This window comes from Dermacoccus sp. Tok2021 (assembly GCF_019895135.1).
Classification (GTDB): domain Bacteria; phylum Actinomycetota; class Actinomycetes; order Actinomycetales; family Dermatophilaceae; genus Dermacoccus; species Dermacoccus abyssi.
The window spans coordinates 1-16272 of the sequence record NZ_JAGTHU010000012.1 but is presented as its reverse complement, the minus strand read 5'-3'; the positions used below and the strand labels follow the sequence as shown (position 1 = coordinate 16272).

At 69.0% G+C, this 16272-nt stretch carries 15 protein-coding genes and 1 tRNA gene; 4 read left to right on the top strand and 12 right to left on the bottom strand.

Annotated elements, in window-relative coordinates; all coding sequences use genetic code 11:
* Positions 1 to 12: 12 nt before the first annotated feature.
* From K9D12_RS08305 to K9D12_RS08295, 3 genes are all read right to left on the bottom strand, one after another.
* On the bottom strand, positions 13 to 2571 hold the full coding sequence (locus tag K9D12_RS08305; protein WP_129665734.1) for a glycogen/starch/alpha-glucan phosphorylase: 2559 nt from the start codon (positions 2569 to 2571) through the stop codon (positions 13 to 15).
* Between the two features lie 221 nt (positions 2572 to 2792).
* Positions 2793 to 3158 (bottom strand): GntR family transcriptional regulator, encoded by a 366-nt coding sequence (locus K9D12_RS08300; RefSeq protein WP_047312250.1) that lies wholly within the window; start codon positions 3156 to 3158, stop codon positions 2793 to 2795.
* Complete coding sequence (locus K9D12_RS08295; RefSeq protein WP_129665732.1) at positions 3155 to 4009, bottom strand: hypothetical protein; 855 nt, start codon at positions 4007 to 4009, stop codon at positions 3155 to 3157. The genes K9D12_RS08300 and K9D12_RS08295 overlap by 4 nt, the downstream gene beginning before the upstream one ends.
* A gap of 190 nt (positions 4010 to 4199) precedes the next feature.
* Here K9D12_RS08295 and K9D12_RS08290 point away from each other — a divergent pair, with 190 nt between their 5' ends.
* A complete protein-coding gene (locus tag K9D12_RS08290; RefSeq protein ID WP_129665730.1) occupies positions 4200 to 4457 on the top strand; it encodes a hypothetical protein in 258 nt (85 codons plus the stop codon).
* A gap of 215 nt (positions 4458 to 4672) precedes the next feature.
* Here the strand turns inward: K9D12_RS08290 and K9D12_RS08285 are convergent.
* Positions 4673 to 4751: transfer RNA gene (locus K9D12_RS08285), tRNA-Gln, on the bottom strand.
* A 113-nt stretch (positions 4752 to 4864) separates the two neighbouring features.
* Here K9D12_RS08285 and K9D12_RS08280 point away from each other — a divergent pair.
* From K9D12_RS08280 to K9D12_RS08270, 3 genes are all read left to right on the top strand, one after another.
* Positions 4865 to 5581 carry a TetR/AcrR family transcriptional regulator gene (locus K9D12_RS08280; RefSeq protein ID WP_129665728.1) on the top strand — a complete coding sequence of 239 codons (717 nt, stop codon included), beginning with the start codon at positions 4865 to 4867 and terminating at the stop codon, positions 5579 to 5581.
* Positions 5582 to 5657: 76 nt separating this feature from the next.
* Entirely contained in the window at positions 5658 to 6179 is a 522-nt protein-coding gene (locus K9D12_RS08275; protein WP_047312254.1) for a MarR family winged helix-turn-helix transcriptional regulator, read from the top strand.
* Positions 6180 to 6181: 2 nt separating this feature from the next.
* The gene (locus K9D12_RS08270) at positions 6182 to 6586 is read left to right on the top strand and encodes an MmcQ/YjbR family DNA-binding protein (RefSeq protein WP_129665726.1); all 405 of its coding nucleotides are present in this window, start codon (positions 6182 to 6184) and stop codon (positions 6584 to 6586) included.
* 10 nt (positions 6587 to 6596) lie between these two features.
* On the opposite strand, the gene K9D12_RS08265 is transcribed toward K9D12_RS08270, so the two are convergent.
* From K9D12_RS08265 to metG, 8 genes are all read right to left on the bottom strand, one after another.
* Complete coding sequence (locus K9D12_RS08265) at positions 6597 to 7526, bottom strand: TIGR01777 family oxidoreductase (protein WP_129665724.1); 930 nt, start codon at positions 7524 to 7526, stop codon at positions 6597 to 6599.
* Complete coding sequence (locus tag K9D12_RS08260; RefSeq protein ID WP_129665722.1) at positions 7523 to 8188, bottom strand: TetR/AcrR family transcriptional regulator; 666 nt, start codon at positions 8186 to 8188, stop codon at positions 7523 to 7525. Before K9D12_RS08260 ends, K9D12_RS08265 begins: the two co-directional genes overlap by 4 nt.
* Before the next feature lie 109 nt (positions 8189 to 8297).
* On the bottom strand, positions 8298 to 10121 hold the full coding sequence (locus K9D12_RS08255) for an ABC-F family ATP-binding cassette domain-containing protein (RefSeq protein ID WP_129665720.1): 1824 nt from the start codon (positions 10119 to 10121) through the stop codon (positions 8298 to 8300).
* Between the two features lie 51 nt (positions 10122 to 10172).
* Complete coding sequence (locus K9D12_RS08250; RefSeq protein ID WP_129665718.1) at positions 10173 to 11099, bottom strand: 4-(cytidine 5'-diphospho)-2-C-methyl-D-erythritol kinase; 927 nt, start codon at positions 11097 to 11099, stop codon at positions 10173 to 10175.
* 9 nt (positions 11100 to 11108) lie between these two features.
* Positions 11109 to 12017 (bottom strand): 16S rRNA (adenine(1518)-N(6)/adenine(1519)-N(6))-dimethyltransferase RsmA, encoded by a 909-nt coding sequence (rsmA, locus tag K9D12_RS08245; RefSeq protein WP_129665716.1) that lies wholly within the window; start codon positions 12015 to 12017, stop codon positions 11109 to 11111.
* A gap of 77 nt (positions 12018 to 12094) precedes the next feature.
* Positions 12095 to 12985 carry a resuscitation-promoting factor gene (locus K9D12_RS15150; RefSeq protein WP_129665714.1) on the bottom strand — a complete coding sequence of 297 codons (891 nt, stop codon included), beginning with the start codon at positions 12983 to 12985 and terminating at the stop codon, positions 12095 to 12097.
* Between the two features lie 325 nt (positions 12986 to 13310).
* The gene (locus K9D12_RS08235) at positions 13311 to 14162 is read right to left on the bottom strand and encodes a TatD family hydrolase (RefSeq protein ID WP_129665712.1); all 852 of its coding nucleotides are present in this window, start codon (positions 14160 to 14162) and stop codon (positions 13311 to 13313) included.
* Between the two features lie 31 nt (positions 14163 to 14193).
* Positions 14194 to 16119 carry a methionine--tRNA ligase gene (gene metG / locus K9D12_RS08230; RefSeq protein ID WP_129665710.1) on the bottom strand — a complete coding sequence of 642 codons (1926 nt, stop codon included), beginning with the start codon at positions 16117 to 16119 and terminating at the stop codon, positions 14194 to 14196.
* Positions 16120 to 16272 lie beyond the last annotated feature (153 nt).

Sequence of the window (16272 nt, the reverse complement as noted above, 5' to 3'; positions counted from 1 at the left end):
GCGTTTCGTGCGTCAGCTCTTCGGCATCCAGATGCGGTCGAGGTAGTCGCGCATCGAGCGGTCCGAGGAGAAGAACCCGGAGCGCGCGACGTTGAGCACCGCTGAGCGGGTCCAGCCGTCGACGTCGCGGTAGGCGGCATCCACGCGGGCCTGCGCGTCGAGGTAGGACTGGAAATCGGCGAGCGCCATGAACCTGTCCTTGTAGAGCAGATCATCGACCACCGGCGCCGCGAGCGAGCGGTCGCCACCGGTGAAGTGGCCGCTCGCGAGCAGGTCGATGGCGCGCTTGAGTGCCGGGTTCGACTCGTAGAAGGACGACGGCGTGTAGCCGCGGTCCGCGAGCGCCGCCACCTCGGGCTCGAGCATGCCGAAGAGGAAGAAGTTCTCGTCGCCGACGAGTTCGCGGATCTCGACGTTCGCGCCGTCGTCGGTGCCGATCGTCAGTGCGCCGTTGAGGGCGAACTTCATGTTGCCCGTGCCGGAGGCCTCCTTGCCGGCGAGGGAGATCTGCTCGGAGAGGTCGGCGGCGGGGATGAGCTTGTTCGCGAGCGTCACGTTGTAGTTCGCGGGGAACGCGACGGCCATGAGGTCGGTGACGCGCGGGTCCTGCGCGATCGTCTTCGCCACCGAGTTGATGAGGAAGATGATCTCCTTCGCCATGACGTAGCCCGGCGCCGCCTTGGCGCCGAAGACGAAGGTGCGCGGCACGACGTCCTCGCGGCGCACACGCCCGCTCGTGATGTCGTCGTACATCGAGACGATGTGCAGCAGCTTGAGCGTCTGACGCTTGTACTCGTGCAGGCGCTTGACCATGACGTCGAGCATCGCGTGCTCGGGCAGTTCGATGCCGTCACGCTGGCTCAGGATCGAGCGCAGGCGATCCTTGTTGGCCTGCTTCACCTGGCGGAAGCTCTCGGTGAACGCGGCGTCGTCGGCGTAGGGCTCGAGTTCGCGCAGACGCTCGAGGTCGGTCTCCCAGCCGGGGCCGATCGTGTCGGTGATGAGAGTGGACAGCTGCTGGTTCGCAAGGCGAATGAAGCGGCGCGGCGTCACGCCGTTCGTCACGTTCGTGAACTTGTTCGGCCACAGGGCCGCGAAATCGGGAAGCAGCTTGTCGCGCAGCAGTTCCGAGTGGAGCGCTGCGACGCCGTTGACCTTGACGCCGGCGACCGTCGCGAGGTTGGCCATGCGGATGGCCCGCTCGGGGTGCTCCTGGATGACCGACATGCGGCGAACGCGCAGTTCGTCACCGGGGAAGGCTTCGCGAACGGTGTCGAGGAACTCCTCGTTGATGCGGTAGATGATCTCCATGTGACGCGGCAGCAGGCGCGTCATGAGCTCCACGGGCCACACCTCGAGGGCCTCGGGCAGCAGGGTGTGGCAGGTGTAGGCGAAGCACTTGCTCGTGACCTCCCACGCTGCGGCCCACTCCATGTCGTGCTCGTCCATGAGCAGACGCATCATCTCCGGAATGGCGATGACGGGGTGGGTGTCGTTGAGCTGGAAGATGATGCGCTCGTCGAGCCTCGCGAGGTCGAAGTCCTCCTCGAGCGTGCGGTCGATGAAGTCCTTGAGCGAGCACGCGACGAAGAAGTACTGCTGCTGCAGGCGCAGTTCGCGACCCTGCGGCGTCGAGTCCTCCGGGTAGAGCACCTTCGAGATGTTCTCGGCGAAGGTCTGGGCGCGCACGGCCTCGGCGTAGTCGCCGGAGTTGAAGATCTTGAGGTCGAACTCCTGCGTGGCGCGGGCGCTCCACAGACGCAGTGTATTGACGACGCCGTTCTGGTAGCCGGGAACCATGTAGTGGTACGGGATGCCCTGCACGTTCCAGGCCGGCAGCCAGCGGCGGCGGGTGCGGCCATCGCCGTCGATGTACTGCTCGGTGGTGCCGCCGAAGTTGACCTGGACGGCGCGGTCGGGGTGCGGGAACTCCCAGGGGGCGCCGAGGGAGAGCCACGCGTCGGGCACCTCGACCTGGCGCCCCTCTTCGAAGGTCTGACGGAAGATGCCGTACTCGTAGCGGATGCCGTAGCCGATGCTCGGCACGTCCATCGACGCGAGCGAGTCGATGAAGCAGGCGGCGAGGCGGCCGAGACCACCGTTGCCGAGGCCGGGCTCGATCTCCTGGGCACGCAGGAGGTTGAAGTCGAGGCCGAGCGAGGTCATGGCCTGCTCGGCGATGTCTCCGAGGTCGGTGGCGAGCAGCGAGTTACCCATCTGGCGGCCCAGCAGGTACTCGGCCGAGAGGTAGCCGACCATCTTCGTCGGGTTCTGACGACGACGCTCCGCGGTGCGCAGCCAGTCGGCCATGAGGTAGCCGCGGATGGTGCGGGCCAGCGCGAGGTACTGGTCGGTGGTCGTCGAGCGCTTGAGCGCGACGCCGGCCTCGAAGTTGAGTTCGTCGAGGAACGTCTTGGCAAAGCCGTCGACCGTGCGCTCGGGGCCGACAACGGGCTCGGTGGCCCGGGGGCTCGTGGGCTCGAACGCCGAGCCCTTGACGGAGCTGTCGAGGCGCGGGGTCTCGTCGGCGAGCCAGCCTGCGCTGGGACGATCGGACGGGTCGTGGGACATGAACTCTCCGGGGGAAATCGAGGTCGGTCGGGCCCGCTCGTGCGGCACTTCCGATCCTAGGTCGTGGCTGCTGGGTGCCCGATCCACGCGTGACGGTGGCCGTGATGTCTCGCCGAAATCGATTCTCCGGCAGCACTCCCCCCGCGGACAGCTACTCGTCCATATCGCGGGCGGACAGCAGCAGCCGCGGCATCGCCGCAACCGGGACGCCGGCCAGGCGATCAACTTCTCCTCAGAGCCCTCTCGAGGGAAGCGCGCACGTCGTCGGAGTCGGCGCCCAGCGTCCTCGCGCGAGCGACGAAGCCTTCGGCGAGGGAGTCGAGTTCGCTCGTGTCACTCGGACGTTGTCGAGCCTTCACTCGAGTTCCTGCGGCGCGGCGTGTTTCGACGTAGCCCGCGGCCTCGAGTTCCTTGAACGCCCGCGAGACCGTGCCGGGGGCCACCTGCAGATCGCCCGCGAGTTGTCGCACTGTCGGCAGCCTCTCGCCCTGCCCGAGTTCGCCCGTGTCGATGAGGAGGGCCAGCTGCCGCCGGATCTGTTCGTAGGGCGGGGTGGGGTCGGCAGCGTCGACGCGCAGTGCAGTCATCGCGTGGCCGCCCGAGCGAGCTGGGTGCGCACGCCCACGAGGCAGGCGACGAGCGCGATCAGGAGCCCTGCGACGCCGCACCAGTGCGCCACGGGGACCCAGGTCGGCGCACCAGGCTGGGTCGTTCGGGTGCCGCCCGTCACGAGGAGCGCGACGCCGGCAAGGCTGGGACCGAGCGCCAGGAGGGCAATGCACTGGAGCGAGCGAGCACTGCGGTGACGCAGAGCGTTGTCGCTGACGGCTTCTGCGTGATCGGCGTTGAGTTGCGGACGCGCAGCGGCCGCGCGGAGTCCTACGAGCAGGCCGACGCACAGGACGAGCAGGCTGACTCCGAGCGGCACCCCGTAGTAAGCCCCCGGCCATGGGCTGCGGCCTTCGCCCCCGAGGGCCGTCGCCCATTCGACGGCGCGGCCATCGCGGCCCATGTCGTCCGCCGACGCGGTGAGGCCGGCGAGCACGAGCAGTCCGACCAGCGCACCGAGCGTGACGAGCATTGTTGTGGCTGCCGCACGCGAGACGAAGTCGGACGGGTTTCGGCGTGCCAGGGACGCCGAACGCTCGACCGCTCCTTCGCGCGGCGCGCTCATTTCGCCGACCGCCATGACGACGGTGGCCACCGCGCCCGCGAGGGCGGGAGCGACGACAAGGCCACGCCCCAGCGAACCGCCGAAGGTCACGCTCCCGGCGAAGGCCGCGACCCCGCAGACTAGAGCGACGAGGCGAGTGGCGCGAAGATGCCGCCCTGCGCTTCGTTCGATGGATGTGCCCGAGTCGTCACCGCGCCGCGCAGAAAGGGCGACAACCACAATGCCGACGACGAGCATGACCGCGCCGATGAACAGAATGGGCATCCCGGACTCCTTGTTTCAAGTGATTGATACAAGGAGTGTGCGACCCGGCAACCATTTGTGTCAATGGCTTGGAACAAGGGTGTGAGACAACGACCCGCCACCTGAAGCTCACGAGCCCTAGGGGCGTCGCACATGCGTCACCAGAACGAGGGAAACCCGCGGCTCCATCCGCGTCATGGGCCAAGCCAAGATGACAATCGCAGTCGGTATCGTCCTGGCCATCATCAACATGCGCATCATCCGCAGCCGCTACGGCTTCGGCCTGGCCGACACCGACATCCCCGAAGTGCCGGTCGCCGAACCCTCACGGCGTAAGGACACCGCCCGCTACAAGCGGCGCTCCAAACCACGCACGACGAACGCGCCACCTGCCAAGCGCGGCGACCACACAGCCCTACCGGCCTCGATGCAACCGCCGACCATCAGCAGGACAACCACACAGCAGTAACCAACAGCGCGAGACACCTCGCGCCCCCGGCCATGCCCCGCTCACACCAGAGCGGGGCATTTCGCATGCTCGGGGCCGGCCCGAACGCTTCGCAAGGTACTGATCCGGGCGTCAGCGAGGCCGATCGGGCGCAGATTCGGATCAAATGGGCTCTCGGAACGCCGAGCACCGAGTTTCACAAACTCGATGCAGGGTGTTGCACAAACAACCCCGGGCTCCCCGGGTTGGAATCGAACCAACGTCGCTAATCCTGATTCAAAGTCAGGCGGCCCCTGCCAGCAGAGCAACCGGGGAACGTCCGCGAACGGACCGCCCCAGAGTAGTTCACCGCCCGCACCTGCGGCACATCGGCGCACGGCCCGACCCGCGAGCGCCGAACTCGCCTGCGAGCAGGGCACAATGAGGGAATGACGACGTCACGGCCGAAGATCCGCATGACCGGCACCGAGCGTCGGGAGCAACTCATCGGCGTCGGGCGACGCGTCTTCGCCGAGCGCGGCGTCGCCGACGCCACCGTCGAGGAGATCGCGGCCGCGGCCGGCGTCACGAAGCCCGTCGTCTACGAGCACTTCGGCGGCAAGGAAGGCCTCTACGCCGTCGTCGTCGACCGCGAGACCCGCGCCCTGCTCGAAAGCATCGCCGACGCCATCACCGAGGACATGAGTCCGCGTGAGTTCTTCGAACGCGCCACCGTCGCCGAACTGCACTACATCAGCACGCGCCCCGACGGCTTCCGCGTGCTCATTCGCGACGCCCCGTCCTGGCACTCCACCGGCCCCCTGTCGAGCCTCATGTCCGACCTCGCCACGCAGATCGAGACCTACCTCGCGCGCGTCATGCGCCGCCGCGAGATCGACGAGCGCTTCGCCCCCATCTACGCGCAGATGTTCGTCGGCATGGTCGCCCTCACCGGCGACTGGTGGCTCGAACACGGCCACGAGTTCACCGCCGAAGAAATCGCCGCGCACATGGTCAACCTCGGCTGGAACGGCCTCACCGGCCTCGAAGCCTCCCCGCGCCTCGAGACCACGGCCATCGACGCCACTGCACCGCCGCGCGGCAACTCGTCGCTCGTCACGCGTCTCGACGACGCTGCGGACGGCGTCCCGCCGGCCGACGCCTGAACCGGCGCGAGCTCGGCCGGCACCGGGCCAAAGTCTCTCGACGTCAAGTTTCTTGATGCGTCGGTAGACTGCACGCATGACAGGCCACCGCGAACCCCAGCCCGAGACGCGCGGCGACGAGGTCGACGCGATCGTCACAGCCTGGAACACGGTGCGCCCCGATCTCGATGTCACCCCGCTCGACGTCCTCTCGCGCATCAGCCGCATCGCACGTCGCCTCGACCAGGCCCGCTCCTCGGTCTTCACCGAGCACAAGCTCGAAGGCTGGGAGTTCGACGTCATGTCCGCGCTGCGCCGCGCCGGTGAGCCCTTCCAGCTCTCCCCCGGCGCCCTCGTCCAGCAGACCCTCGTCACCTCGGGCACGATGACGAACCGCGTCGACCGCCTCGAGAAGCGCGGCTACGTCGCCCGCGAGCCCTCCCCCAGCGACCGCCGCGGCGTGCTCGTGCGCCTCACACCCGACGGCCTCACCGTCGTCGACGCCGCCTTCGACGCCCTACTCGCCCACGAGCGGCGCCTCCTGTCCGGCATGGACGAACGGGGCCGCGCCGACCTCGCCGACTCCCTGCGCGCCCTTCTCGCCGCCGTCGAGACCTGACGATGACCGCCGACTCCGCGCACCTCCTCGCCCGCGTCCGCGACATCTGCCTCTCGTTCCCCGGCGCCCAGGAGAAGACCTCCCACGGATCGCCCGTTTTCTACACGACGAAGACGTTCTGCTGGTGGGCCGGCCACGTCCACCGCGACGACCGCGCCCGCGGCGTCCCTGACGACGCCCTCGCGCAGGCCATCACGTTCCTGCCCAGCCCCGACGAGCGCGACGCCCTCCTCGCCGACGGCCGCTTCCTCGTCCCCGCCTACCTCGGCACCCGCGGCTGGCTGGCCTACGACCTCAGCGGTCGCCTCGGCGGCCCGGTCGACTGGAGCGAGGTGCACGAGCTGATCGATTCCTCCCACCGCGCGACGGCCGGCAAGCGGCTCATCGCCCAGCTCGACGCCCGCTGACGCGAAGACTTCACCCGAGCTGCACCCGCAACAGCCCCCTTGGCGTTTCCTTCGCGATGTCGGCGAGCGCCTCATCAAGGCCTGGGAACGCGAACTCGTACCCCGTCGCGGTGAGAACGCCGGGCTCCACCCACCGGCTCTTGAGCACGAGTTCGGGCTCCGTGCGGATGACGCGCCCGCCGAACTCGAGCGACCACCGCGGCAGCGGCACTCCACGATCGGGAAGTCGACCGGCGAAGTGACGACGCACGGCCGCCGTCAGCGTCCGGTTCCTCACCGGATGCGGCGAGGCCAGATTCACCGGCCCGGCGATCCGGTCGTCGGCCATGATGTGCCGTACCGCGCCATACACGTCGTCGAGATGGATCCAGCTGAACACCTGGTCGCCGTCACCCTGCGGACCGCTGAACCCGAGCCGCGCGAGGTTGATGAGCGGGCTGAGGGCACCGCCGTCCGCGCCGAGCACGATCGACGTTCGCAGCGCCACCTTGCGCACGGACGTCGGGGCGTCAAAGAGTTCACGCTCCCAGGCGCGGGCCACCGACACCGAGAATCCCGTGCCGAGCTCGCCGTCGACCTCGTCCTGCGGCCGGTCACGGGCGTCGCGGTAGATCGTGCCCGTGCTGGCGTTCAGCCAGACGCTCGGCGGGTTCGGGCAACGCGCCAGCGCCTCACCGAGGCTGCGCGTCGTCTCCGTGCGCGAGGAGAAGATCTCGTCGGCCGTCTTCTTCGTGTACCGGCAGCTGACGGAGCGACCGGCCAGGTTGAGCAGCGCGTCGGCGCCGTCGAGCACGGGCGCGAGGTCGTCGTCCCACTGCGCGTCGTTCTGCGCGCCGCGCCCGACCGTCCGGACCTCGAACCCGTCATGCCGGAACGCCTCCTGCAGCCGTCGGCCCATGAAGCCCGAGGCCCCCGCCATGACAATCACGCCTGAGTTCATTTCTGCTCCTTCGACAGCCGGGCGATGAGATCGGTGAGGTCGCCCGTCACGCCACGGGCGAAGGGCAAGCGCGCGAGTGACAGCAGCTTGCCCACGATGGGCGGCGCGCCCTCGACGAGGGTCTGCGTCCGCTGCAGACCGGGCGAGTCGTCGACGGCCCAATGGAGCACCACGCCGAGGTACGCCGTCCACAGCAGCACCGGCAACTGCTCGCCGAGCCGCCCCCTCGGCACCTCCGAGGAGATGGCGAGCACGTGGCGCACGAGGGCGATGGCCTCGTCACGCGGCGACGCGGACTCGGCCGAGAACGGACTGACGCCGGCGCCCGGACGCAACGCGACGTGCAGCATCGTCGAACCGAAGTCGTAGTACGGCGCGTTGACCTCGATGCCCGCCTCCCACAGCACCCGCAGGTTCTGCGCCAGCGGCGCCCCCTCGCGCAGGCGCGGCTCCGCGAGGCGGCGGTGCTCGACCTGGATGCGCCGGTACAACTCCTGGACGAAGGCGTCCTTGCCGTCGAAGTAGTAGTACGCGTTGCCCTGCGAGACACCCGCCTCGGTGGCGATGAGGCGCATTGTCGTCTTCTCGTAACCCCGTTCACGGAACAGGCGCAGCGCTGTTTCGACGAGCACCTCCCGTGTGGCTTCCGACTTCGTCGTCATGGGAGGAACACTACGCCTTTTTGAACGTGTTCAAAACTAGTGTGGCCAGATACGCGAACGCCCGGTCGGACCGTGGGGTCCGACCGGGCGTCGTCTTCGTGCGCCGTCGTCAGCTGAGGAGTTCGGCCGCCTCGAGCCACTCGAGCTCGAGGCCCTCCTTCTCGTCGAGCACGGCCTGCAACTTCACGTTGATCTCGGCGGCCCTGCCGTAGTCGCTCGCCGCGGCGGCGAGTTCGTCGTGCAGCTTCGCCTCGCGGTCGGCCACCTTCGCGAGCTGACGCTCGATGCGCGCCACCGTCTTGCGCGCCTCGCGCTCTTCGGCGGCCGAGACCTGGCGCGCCGGAGCGGCGTCGCCCTCAGCGAGCGATGTTGCGTCGACGCCCTTGGCCGCGGCGCCCTGACGCTCGAACGCCGCCTGCGCCTCGAGGTGGTGCTTGCGCAGTTCGAGGTACTGCTCGACGCCACCGACGAGGTCAAGAATCTTGCCGTCGCCGAGCAGCGCGACCTGACGGTCACACATGCGCTCGAGGAGGTACCGGTCGTGCGAGACGACGAGCAGGGTGCCCGCCCAGCCGTCGAGCACGTCCTCCATCGACGTCAGCGTCTCGATGTCGAGATCGTTCGTCGGCTCGTCGAGCAGCAGGACGTTCGGCTCGGCCATGAGCAGGCGCAGAAACTGCAGACGCCGACGCTCACCACCCGACAGCTCGGAGACGCGCGACTGCTGACGCCCGCCCGAAAACCCGAGCCGCTTCGCCAGCTGCGAGGCGGAGGTCTCCTTGCCGTCGAGCACGATGTAGCTCGCGACGTCGGTGATGGCCTCGATGACGCGCCAGCCCTCCACCGTGTCGAGTTCGCGCACCTCCTGCGTCAGGTACGCGATTTTGACGGTCTTGCCCTCCTTGCGCTTGCCCGCCGACAGCTCCTGCTGCCCGGCGATCGCGCGCAGCAGCGTCGACTTGCCCGCACCGTTCACCCCGACGATGCCCGTGCGCTCACCCGGAGCGAGGCGCCACGTCTGCTTGGCGAGCAGCTCCCGCCCGCCGACGGTGATCGACGCGTCGATGAGGTCGACGACGTCCTTGCCCAGGCGCGTCGTCGCGAAGCGCACGAGTTCGACGTCGTTGCGCGGGTCCGGCTCGTTCTTGATGAGCTCGTTCGCGGCGTCGATGCGGAACTTCGGCTTGCTCGTGCGCGCCGGCGCCCCGCGCTGCAGCCAGGCGAGCTCCTTGCGCAGGAGGTTCTGCCGACGCTCCTCCGTGACGGCGGCGATGCGCGCTCGCTCGGCCTTCGCCAGGACGAAGGCTGCGTACCCGCCCTCGTACTGCTCGACGCGGCCGTCGATGACTTCCCACGTGTTCGTGCTCGTCGCGTCGAGGAACCACCGGTCGTGGGTGATCGTGACGAGCGCCGTACCGGGCCGGTTGCGGCGCGTCGACAGGAACGTGGCGAGCCACTGGACGCCCTCGACGTCGAGGTGGTTGGTGGGCTCGTCGAGCAGAAGGAGGTCGGGGTCGTCGACGAGGAGGCGCGCGAGCGCGATGCGGCGGCGCTCACCACCCGACTTCGGGCCGACGACGTCGGAGAGCTCCATGCCCGGGATGAGCCCGTTGATGACGTCGCGGATGCGCGCGTCACCGGCCCACTCGTGCTCCGCGCGGTCGCCCACGACGGCGTCGAGGACGGTCGATTCCGGTGGAATCGTGTCGGTCTGCGTCAGCATGCCGAGCGTCAGGCCGTTCGTGCGGGTGAGGCGGCCGCCGTCGACGGCGTGCACGCCCGCGAGCACCTTGAGCAGCGTCGACTTGCCCCCACCGTTGCGGCCCACGATGCCGATGCGGTCGCCGCCGGAGATGCCCAGCGACACGTCGTCGAGCAACTGCTGGGTGCCGAGGGCGAGTGAGATCTTCTCAGCGGAGACGAGGTTGACCATGGCCGCGATTCTCCCCCACCGCGGCGGGCCGCCCAAACCTGAGGGCCTGCGTCAGTCGACGACGAGCACCTGGGCGCCGTGGGGCGTCGAACTGGCGTGGACGAAGTCGTCCGCCAGGCCACCGGCTTCCAGCACGCGCCGCAGGGCGACGGCGTCCTGCCGATCCTTGAGCAGGAACGCGACCGTGGGGCCCGAACCGGACACGAGCGCGCACAGCGCCCCCATCTCGAGGCCCATCTCCATGAGCGGGCGCAGTGACGGCATGAGCGACAGGGCGGCCGACTCGAGGTCGTTGTGCATGGCGAGCGCGACGCCGTGCACGTCACCCGAACGCAGGCTCGCGAGCAAACCGTCGGACGGCTGCGGCTCGGGCACGTCCTCACCCTCGCGCAGCCGGTCGCACTCGGCGTACACGGACGGGGTCGAGAGCCCCTCGTGCGTGAGCGCGAACAGCCACTCGAAGGTACCGGTGGCGAGCACCGGGACGATCTGCTCGCCGCGGCCCGTACCGAGCGCGGTGCCCCCGGTGAGGGCGAACGGCACGTCGGATCCGAGCTCGGCGGCGATCTCCTCGAGCTCGTGTCGGCGCAGGTCGAGCCCCCACAGGGTGTCGCACGCGACGAGGGTGGCGGCCGCGTCGGCCGAACCGCCGGCCATGCCGCCCGCCACCGGGATGGCCTTGACGATACGGATCGCGCACCGCTCCTCGACGTCGAAGCGCTCGGCGAGCAGCGCCGCCGCGCGGTAGGCGAGGTTGGTCTCGTCGGTGGGCACCTTGTCCTCACCCACGCCCGTGACGCTGACGGAGAACTCGGCGTCCGGCGTCACCGTCACCTCGTCGAAGATGTCGACGGCGTGGAACGTGGTGGCGAGGTCGTGGAAACCGTCGTCGCGCAACGGACCGACCCGCAGCTCGAGATTCACCTTGGCGGGAACCCGAACGACGACCCGGGTGGCACGTGCGATCTCAGCGGTCATGCCCCCACCCTATGCACGCGGCGTGTCGCCCATGGCCTCTCGCGCTGCGGCGATGGCCGCGAACTCCTCGATGCCGAGGCGTTCACCGCGGGTACGCGGGTCGATGCCGGCCGCGACGAGCGCTGCCTCGGCCTTGTCGGCACCGCCGGCCCACCCCGCCAGCGCCGCCCGCAGCGTCTTGCGACGCTGCGCGAATGCCGCGTCGATGCAGGCGAAGACGCTCTCGCGCGACGCGCTCGTCGTCGGCGGATCGCGGCGCGCCATCGCGACGAGACCGGAGTCGACGTTGGGAGCGGGCCAGAAGACGTTGCGTCCGACACGGTCGGCGAGGCGAACGTCGGCGTACCAAGCCGCCTTGACGCTCGGGACACCGTAGACCTTGCTGCCTGGCTCGGCCGCGAGGCGCTGCGCCACCTCCAGCTGCACCATGACGAGCACGCGCTCGAGGGAGGCGAAGAACTCGAGGAAGTTGAGAACCACCGGCACCGACACGTTGTACGGCAGGTTCGCGACGAGCGCCGTCGGCTCGTGGGGCAACGACGTGACCGTGAGCGCGTCGGCCTGGACGAGGGTGAGCTTGTCGGCATCGGCCGGCGCGATCGTCTCGACGGTGGCGGGTAGCTGCGCCGCGAGGTTCGGATCCACCTCGATGGCCGTGACGCCGGCGACCTGCGGCAGCAACGCGAGCGTCAAGGACCCGAGCCCCGGGCCGACCTCGACGACGTGGTCGCCCGGCCCCACCCCGGCGAGGCGCACGATCTTGCGCACCGTGTTCGGGTCGATGACGAAGTTCTGCCCCCACGTCTTCGTCGGGCGAACCCCGAGACGCTCGGCGAGCGCCCGAATGTCAGCGGCCGACAGCAACCCCCGCGTCTCGCCGGGCTCGGTACGTGCAGCCTGCGCGGCGTCGTCAACCATGCGCCCACCCTATCGGGCATGCGAGAAGCGGCCGCCTCCCGAAGGAGACGACCGCTTCGTCACGAACGACCTGTTGGTCAGCGCTTGTGGCAGACCGGCCAAGCGCCCGGGCCCTGCACGGCGAGGACCTTGTCGGCGATCGCCATCTGCTGCGCCGGGGTGGCGAGGTCGGCGCGCGGCGCGTACGCCGTACCGCCGAAGCCGGCCCACGTCTGCTGCGTGAACTGCAGACCACCGTAGAAGCCGTTACCGGTGTTGATGCTCCAGTTGTTGCCCGATTCGCACGAGGCGATGCGGTTCCAGTAGCCGGAGCGCGAGCTGCCGCCGGGAGCCGCGGACTGCTGCTTCTTCGGTGCGGACTGCTGCTTCTTCGGTGCGGACTGCTGCGTCACAGCCTGACGGGCCTGCGAGCGCGAGACCTGCTTCTGAGCCTGCGGCTGGGCGGTCTGGGCCTGACCCGTGCCGATCGTGATGACGCGGCGCACGGCGCTCTTGGTCACCTTGGAGTCGATCGACTTCGAGGAGACGACACGCTCGCCCTTCTTGGCGGAGCGGTACGTGACGGTGGCGGCGCCGTCGCGGCCGGCCTGCGTCACCTTGGACGTGCCCTTGGGCATGTCCTTGCTGTAGACGTAAACCGTCTTGTTCGGGACGGCCTCGACCTGGGTCCAGTTCACGTACGTGAGAGCCGGGGCGGCCTGGCGGGCCTGCGAGCGCGAAGCGCGCTTCGAGTCGTTCTTGGTGGCCTGCGTCTGCTTGGACGTGGCGCTCTCCGACGGCTTCGCCGAGGACGTGCTCGGGGACGGCGTGGAGGAGGAGGAGGAGCTCGACGAGCTCGAGCTGATCGTGGGAACGTCGGACGCCGTGTTCGAGTCGGACGTGCCGCAGGCAGCGAGCGTCGAGGCGGCCGCAACAGCAGCGACGGCGGCGAGCGAGCGGGACGTGGTGCGGCTGGTGAGGTTGGTCATCATGCTCCGATGTCGTAGGTCCCGGCACTGGGGGCACGCGCACGCTGCGGTAACAGCGGGAAGGCTGACGTTCCTGATGAGAACGTGGCCGAAGCCCCCTTCGAGGGGCGGCGCGTCCGGTGATCCAGACTCGGGCGAACCAGATACACCTTGCCGAAAGCACGGGCACGGATCAAACCAAGGTAACGAAAATGTAACGCGAGGCAGGCGGGGCTACCCTGAAACACGCGCTATCGCAGGCGAAAAGCCGTGCGTGTGGCGTTCGTCACATCATCGGCTCCTATCGGTGCCTCGAGCGACTCGGACCTGCCGGGGTACGAGGCGTTCACCACGGTCCGTAGACGCGCTCCGAGTTCTCGCTCAGGGCCGCGCAGAGCGTCGAGACGTCGACGTTCTTGACCTCGGCCAGGGCGCGCACCGTGAGGGGCACGAGCGCGGGGGCGTTCGTCGCGCCGCGGTGCGGCGACGGCGTCAGATACGGAGCGTCCGTCTCGACGAGCAGGTTCTCGAGCGGCACCTGGGCCAGGGCGTCGCGCAGATCACGCGCGTTCTTGAACGTGACGACGCCCGCCACCGAGACGTAGTACCCGCGCTCGACGCACTCGCGCGCCATCTCGACGTCACCGCTGAAGCAGTGCAGCACCGTGACGTCCGGCGCGCCGTCCTCGGCGAGGATGCGCATGACGTCGTCGTGCGCGTCACGGTCGTGGATCTGCAGTGCCTTGCCGAGCTTCTTCGCGAGGGCGATGTGCCAGCGGAAACCGCTCTGCTGCACGGCGATGCCGTCGGGGCCGGTGCGGAAGTAGTCGAGGCCCGTCTCCCCCACCGCGCGCACCCGGGAGTGCTGGGCGATGCGCTCGATCTCGAGGTACGCCGCGTCCAACTCGCTCGCCTCGGCGAGCTTCGGCACCTCGTTGGGGTGCAGCGCGACCGCGCCGAGAAGCTCGGGGTGCTCGTCGATGACGCGTTCGGTGAAGCGCGCTCCGTCGAGATCGCACCCGACCTGCACCATGCGGTCGACGCCGACCGCCACCGCTTCGTCGATCGTGCGGCGAACGTCGGGCGTCGGCGCCCCGTCACGGCTGATGTCGAGGTGCGTGTGGTTGTCGACGACGGCCAGCGGCAACGGTTGAGGCGCCTCCGGCTTGTCGCGGTACGTGCGGTTCTCGTCGTTCATCGCCCCTCCTCGCGGGGTGTTCGCCCTCGGCTCAGGCCGAGGCGTTCATCCGCTCGAGTTCCTCGTCGACGACCGACGGGTCGAACTTCTTGAACGCGGGCTTCGGCTTGGCGACCGGCGTGCCCGGCGTGATGTCGCGCGGCTGCCAGCACGGCGTGTTCGAGTACTCGCCCGTGATGATGCGGTACGGGCGGCCGTCGTCGAGGTCGGTGACCTCCTTCGCCACCGGCATCGGCATGAACTCGCCCTCGCCGCCCATGACCTCGTGCACGAGGTTGGCCGAGAACGGCACGAACGGCGCCATCATCGTGTTGAGGTCGACGACACACTGAGCCAGCGTGTGCAGCACCGTCGCGAGACGTTCGCGCTGATCGTCGCCCTTGAGCTTGAACGGCTCCGTCACGGTGACGTAGCGGTTGGCCTCACCGACGAGGCGCATCGTCTCCGTGAGCGCCGCCTTGAGTCGGTTGCGCTCGATGAGCGATCCGACGGTGGCGAAGCCGCCGCGCACCTGCTCGAGCACGGCGCGATCGACGTCCTCGAGCTCGCCCGGGGACGGGATCTCACCGAAGTTCTTGTGGATCATGTTCGCCGTGCGGTTGACGAGGTTGCCCCAGCCCGCGACGAGCTCGGAGTTGTTGCGCTGCACGAACTCTGCCCACGTGAAGTCGGCGTCCTGCGCCTCCGGCCCGGCCGCACAGATGAAGTAGCGCAGCGGATCCGGGCCGTAACGCTCCACGACGTCCTTGACGTAGATGACGTGCCCGCGGCTCGTGGAGAACTGCTTGCCCTCCATCGTCATGAACTCGGAACTCACGACCTCGCTGGGCAACTCCAGGCGACCGAACTCGCTCACCGAACCGCCCTTCGAGCCCTCACCGTTCGCACCGAGAAGCTCCGCGGGCCAGATCTGACTGTGGAAGGTGATGTTGTCCTTCCCCATGAAGTACTTCGAGATGATCGCTCCTTCGTCGCGATCATCGCGAAGTACTTCTGATGTCTTCTGGGCGCCGCTCCTCGCTGCGCTCGTCGCGTCACCGGTGCTCGCTTCGCTCGCGGCCGCGGTCTGGTCGACGAGCTGGCGCGCCACGTCGGCGTTCCACCACTCGCGCCACTTGTCGGGCTCGCCGAGGCGGCGCGCCCACTCGATGGACGCCGACAGGTAGCCGACGACGGCGTCGAACCACACGTAGAGGCGCTTCGTCGGCAGGTCGCGCCAGCCGTCGAGCGGCACCGGGATGCCCCAGTCGATGTCGCGCGTCATGGCGCGCGGACGGATCTCCTTGAGGATGTTCTGGCTGAACTTGATGACGTTCGGGCGCCACGAGCCCGCCGCCTCACGGCCGTCGAGCCACGCCGCGAGGGCGTCGGCGAGGGCCGGAAGGTCGAGGAAGAAGTGTTGCGTCTCGATGAACTCCGGCGTCTCGCCGTTGATCTTCGACTTCGGGTCGATGAGATCGGTGGGGTCGAGCTGGTTACCGCAGTTGTCGCACTGATCGCCGCGCGCCTCGGGGTACTTGCAGATCGGGCAGGTGCCCTCGATGTAGCGGTCGGGCAGCGTGCGGCCGGTCGACGGGCTGATGGCGCCGCTCGTCGTCTGCTCGACCATGTAGCCGTTCTCGTACAGGGCGAGGAACAGCTTCTGCACGACGTCGTAATGGTTGGCCGTCGTCGTGCGGGTGAACAGGTCGTACGACAGGCCGAGGCCGACGAGGTCGTCGACGATGATGCTCGCGTTCTCGTCCGCGAACTCCTGCGGGGTCTTGCCCGCCTTCTCCGCCATGATGACGATCGGGGTGCCGTGCTCGTCCGTACCCGACACCATGAGGACGTCGTGGCCGGCCATCCGCATGTAGCGGCTGTAGACATCGGAGGGCACACCGAAACCGGCGACGTGCCCGATGTGACGGGGGCCGTTGGCATACGGCCAGGCAACAGCGGAAAGCACCTTGGTCATGCGGGCCAGTCTAGGAGGCGCCGACAAATCAGCCCCGTGGCGTTCACGACAGGCCGATTCAGTTGTGGGGGGGGGGGGGGGGGGGGGGGGGGGGGGGGGGCGCGGGCGGGGGGGGGGGGGGGGGGGGGGGGGGGGGGGGGGGGGGGGGGGGGG

Bases quoted from the DNA above. Each gene is read 5' to 3' on its own strand.
- K9D12_RS08305 (WP_129665734.1), bottom strand. From the start codon at position 2,571: ATGTCCCACGACCCGTCCGATCGTCCCAGCGCAGGCTGGCTCGCCGAC.
- K9D12_RS08300 (WP_047312250.1), bottom strand. From the start codon at position 3,158: ATGACTGCACTGCGCGTCGACGCTGCCGACCCCACCCCGCCCTACGAA.
- K9D12_RS08295 (WP_129665732.1), bottom strand. From the start codon at position 4,009: ATGCCCATTCTGTTCATCGGCGCGGTCATGCTCGTCGTCGGCATTGTG.
- K9D12_RS08290 (WP_129665730.1), top strand. From the start codon at position 4,200: ATGACAATCGCAGTCGGTATCGTCCTGGCCATCATCAACATGCGCATC.
- K9D12_RS08280 (WP_129665728.1), top strand. From the start codon at position 4,865: ATGACGACGTCACGGCCGAAGATCCGCATGACCGGCACCGAGCGTCGG.
- K9D12_RS08275 (WP_047312254.1), top strand. From the start codon at position 5,658: ATGACAGGCCACCGCGAACCCCAGCCCGAGACGCGCGGCGACGAGGTC.
- K9D12_RS08270 (WP_129665726.1), top strand. From the start codon at position 6,182: ATGACCGCCGACTCCGCGCACCTCCTCGCCCGCGTCCGCGACATCTGC.
- K9D12_RS08265 (WP_129665724.1), bottom strand. From the start codon at position 7,526: ATGAACTCAGGCGTGATTGTCATGGCGGGGGCCTCGGGCTTCATGGGC.
- K9D12_RS08260 (WP_129665722.1), bottom strand. From the start codon at position 8,188: ATGACGACGAAGTCGGAAGCCACACGGGAGGTGCTCGTCGAAACAGCG.
- K9D12_RS08255 (WP_129665720.1), bottom strand. From the start codon at position 10,121: ATGGTCAACCTCGTCTCCGCTGAGAAGATCTCACTCGCCCTCGGCACC.
- K9D12_RS08250 (WP_129665718.1), bottom strand. From the start codon at position 11,099: ATGACCGCTGAGATCGCACGTGCCACCCGGGTCGTCGTTCGGGTTCCC.
- rsmA (WP_129665716.1), bottom strand. From the start codon at position 12,017: ATGGTTGACGACGCCGCGCAGGCTGCACGTACCGAGCCCGGCGAGACG.
- K9D12_RS15150 (WP_129665714.1), bottom strand. From the start codon at position 12,985: ATGACCAACCTCACCAGCCGCACCACGTCCCGCTCGCTCGCCGCCGTC.
- K9D12_RS08235 (WP_129665712.1), bottom strand. From the start codon at position 14,162: ATGAACGACGAGAACCGCACGTACCGCGACAAGCCGGAGGCGCCTCAA.
- metG (WP_129665710.1), bottom strand. From the start codon at position 16,119: ATGACCAAGGTGCTTTCCGCTGTTGCCTGGCCGTATGCCAACGGCCCC.